3 protein-coding genes and 1 pseudogene are annotated in these 3064 nt (G+C 61.4%); 2 read left to right on the top strand and 2 right to left on the bottom strand.

Going from position 1 to position 3064, the window contains the following annotated elements; all coding sequences use genetic code 11:
• Nucleotides 1-92 precede the first annotated feature (92 nt).
• Both AC1D00_RS33975 and ku read right to left on the bottom strand, forming a co-directional pair.
• Nucleotides 93-707: a cell envelope biogenesis protein TolA gene (locus AC1D00_RS33975; RefSeq protein ID WP_477013677.1), complete on the bottom strand. Its 615-nt coding sequence runs from the start codon at nucleotides 705-707 to the stop codon at nucleotides 93-95.
• A 165-nt stretch (nucleotides 708-872) separates the two neighbouring features.
• Entirely contained in the window at nucleotides 873-1805 is a 933-nt protein-coding gene (gene ku / locus AC1D00_RS33970; RefSeq protein WP_477013676.1) for a non-homologous end joining protein Ku, read from the bottom strand.
• 144 nt (nucleotides 1806-1949) lie between these two features.
• Between ku and AC1D00_RS33965 the strand changes: the two genes are divergently transcribed.
• On the top strand, nucleotides 1950-2345 hold the full coding sequence (locus AC1D00_RS33965) for a hypothetical protein (protein WP_477013675.1): 396 nt from the start codon (nucleotides 1950-1952) through the stop codon (nucleotides 2343-2345).
• 46 nt (nucleotides 2346-2391) lie between these two features.
• Nucleotides 2392-2837 (top strand): annotated as a pseudogene (locus AC1D00_RS33960) (hypothetical protein).
• The last annotated feature ends 227 nt before the right edge of the window (nucleotides 2838-3064 follow it).

Genomic DNA, 3064 nt, shown 5'->3' with positions numbered 1-3064 from the left:
CGGCAGAGGTTCGCGACGTGCTGAACTCGATTGGTGATACCTGCCCAGAATGCCCTCCTGATTAGAAGGACCGGCGCCGAGCATGACAGAAGCTAACCCCGCGCGCGCCGGAGCGCAGCTTCCAATCGCTCCTTCTCCTTATCCCAGCGGGCTTGTTCGGTTTGCGATCTCTTCTCAAGAGCCTCGACCTCGGCCTGGATGGCGGCGGCCCGCTTCGCGTGCTCTTGCTCAGCCTTGTCCAGCGCAGCCTGCGCCTTGTCGGCCGCCTGCTGACGGCGTTCCCGGTCCTTCTGCCTGGCAGTCTCTTCCTTCGCCTGTTCAAGCTGACGCCGCTTCTGCTCCTTTTCGAAGGCGAGAGCGGCCTTTCGTTCCGCAGCCTTGTCGACGGGGCGAGAGGCAGGTTTCTTCGCCTTTGGGCCTTTCGACTTGCGGGCGGCTTTCGTTGGTCCTCCGCCGCCAAGATCGGTGGGCAGCTCGGCATGTTCGCTGAAAGGTCGGTCGGTTCCAACCGGGCGCCTGAGAACGACGCCGGGCTTTGCCATGGTCGCCGCGATGACGTCCGGGTCGTGGCTCTCCTTCGCTGCGCCCTGGTGGAAGAGATTGCTGTCCGCGCCCCACGCTTCCAGAGCCGCTTTCATGGAGGGAGCGGCGATCGCCAAATCGAAGAAGCCCAGCGAAGTCTGGTAGGTCTTCAGTTTTCTGGCCATGAGACGCTTCCCCGCCCACTGACCGCCGCCATGCGATCAGCTCTGCTGTCTACCTCGCGAGCAGAGAATTTCCAAAGCGGGCGAACAGAGCGGCCGGCCCGGAAAATATCCCGACGCATCCGGTGTGTCGGAGCGAGCTTTCCGTGAACCCACCGCAAAGATACCTTAAGCCGACTTCCGCTGCGGTTTGGCCGCCAACTTCCTTGCCGCGGCCTCCTTGGCCGGCTTCTTGCCGGCAATCGGCATCAGCATTTCCTTCTGCCCGGCCGCCGCCTTGCGTGGCTTTTTGCTTGGCTTCTTGGGTGCCTCTGTCGCGGCCGCCCCTTCTCTTCCAATGCTCTTGCGCAGCGCGTCCATCAGGTCGACGACGTTCTCGCCGCGGGGACGCGCCTTCGCGGTGATGGGTTTGCCGGCGCGCTTCTGGTTGATGAGATCGATGAGGGCGGTTTCGTACTGGTCTTCGAACTTGTCCGGCTCGAAGTGGCCCGCCTTCTGGTTGACGATGTGCCTGGCGAGATCAAGCATGTCCTTGGTGACTTTGACGTCCTGGATGTCGTCGAAATATTCGTCTGCAGAACGCACCTCATAAGGATAGCGCAGCAGCGTCMCCATCAGGCCCTTGTCCATGGGCTCGAGGGCGATGATGTGCTCACGGTTGGTCAGCACCACCCGTCCGATGGCGACCTTGTTCATCTCACGGATGGTTTCGCGGACGACGGCGAAGGCGTCGTGACCGACCTTTCCGTCCGGCACCAAATAGTAGGGACGGATCAGATACCTCGGGTCGATCTCGCTGCGGTCGACGAACTCGTCGATCTCGATGGTTCGCGTCGATTCCAGCGCGACGTTCTCAAGCTCCTCCTTGGTCACCTCGATGAAGGTGTCGGTGTCGACCTTGTAGCCCTTGACGATGTCCTCGTTGGCGACTTCCTCGCCGGTGTCGGCATCCACCTTAGCGTATTTGATGCGGTGGCCGGTCTTCCGGTTGAGCTGGTTGAACGAGACCTTTTCGGATTCCGACGTGGCCGGATAGAGCGCGACCGGACAGGTGACGAGGGAAAGACGCAGAAAGCCTTTCCAATTAGCGCGGGGGGCCATGGCGGGTGGAACTCCATACTGATGCCGGATTCAAGACGAATGGCCCGGCTTGGTTCCGACATCGCGGCCTTCCCAACAGGAGGATTTTTTCTCAGCGCCTCCTGAGCGGACTCGACTTTTGTTCACTTTATGTTCTAATTCGGAATGACCGACCGACCCGCGAGCTGGCGCATGCCGACCCCAAAGCAGATGGAAAAACTGGCCGCTGAGGCCGCTCGCAGGCCGRCTCCCCCCGCTGCGGCACCGGATGCGCCCCTTCCGGCCGAATACTGGGAATCGGTCCTCAAAGACCCTCGCGCCGACACAACCGGGACCCAGATGCGGCAGCGACGTCTTTCGGAAATTCAGCGTCACGTACTGCGCGTCTCCTGCCGCCGCTGCGAACGAACCGTGGAAATCCAGACCGTCGATGCAGTCCGATTATATGGCGGCAGCGCGGTCTGGAAGGATGTCGCGCAACGGCTGCTCGACAATACCTGTCAGCAACGCACCGGGAGACATGAAGAAGACGGGTGCTGGCCAATGTTGGAGACGCCGTAGCCCGCTCTAGGTCACCGATCCAATCTCTTTGCGCCTGGATGTCCGGATGGCCCCGAAGTATCACCCCACGCCGCTGTCGGGCGGCGACCGCAAGGCTCTGACGAAGGAGCTCGGCAAGGCGCGGGCAATGGCCAACATCCTGGCCACCCGATCGGCGGAGATGCGGGCCAAGGGCGAAGCGATGATCCAGCAAGCTGACAGACTTCTTTGCGAAAGTTGGAACGAGCGGATGTGGTCAGACGGCGAACCGATCGATCCATCACCCACAATCGACCAAGCGGTTGAGGCTATCCTTGGCTGGAGATCCAGTGCGCGCGCTGCAAGACGCCGAGCGACGTCGACCTCGCGGCGATGAAGCATCCACCGACCACCTTCGTGCATGTTCTCGCCAGCCGGCTGCGCTGCCGCAAATGCACCAAGGCCGGCCGGCGTCCTTCCGCGATTCTGCTACAATTGGCGTTGCAGCCGCGCCACCCTCGGACCGAAGCCTGACCGATGTGCTGGTGTGGACGGCCTCTCATCCCCGCGGTTTGATGGCGCTCTTGGCCTCACAGAAAGATGAGAGGAAAGTCTAATGAATATTCCCGTTCGTATCGGCATGGATACCTCGAAGTCGGTGTTCCAGCTTCACGGTGTTGATGAGAATGAGGTGGTGGTCGTCCGTCGCCAATTTCGGCGAGCCGAGATGATCCGTTACTTTGAGCTCCGTTACTTTGAGC

This window comes from Bradyrhizobium sp. P2_E8 (genome assembly GCF_056403875.1).
This window is presented reverse-complemented; position numbering and strand designations above follow the sequence as displayed.

Bases quoted from the DNA above. Each gene is read 5' to 3' on its own strand.
- AC1D00_RS33975 (WP_477013677.1), bottom strand. From the start codon at position 707: ATGGCCAGAAAACTGAAGACCTACCAGACTTCGCTGGGCTTCTTCGAT.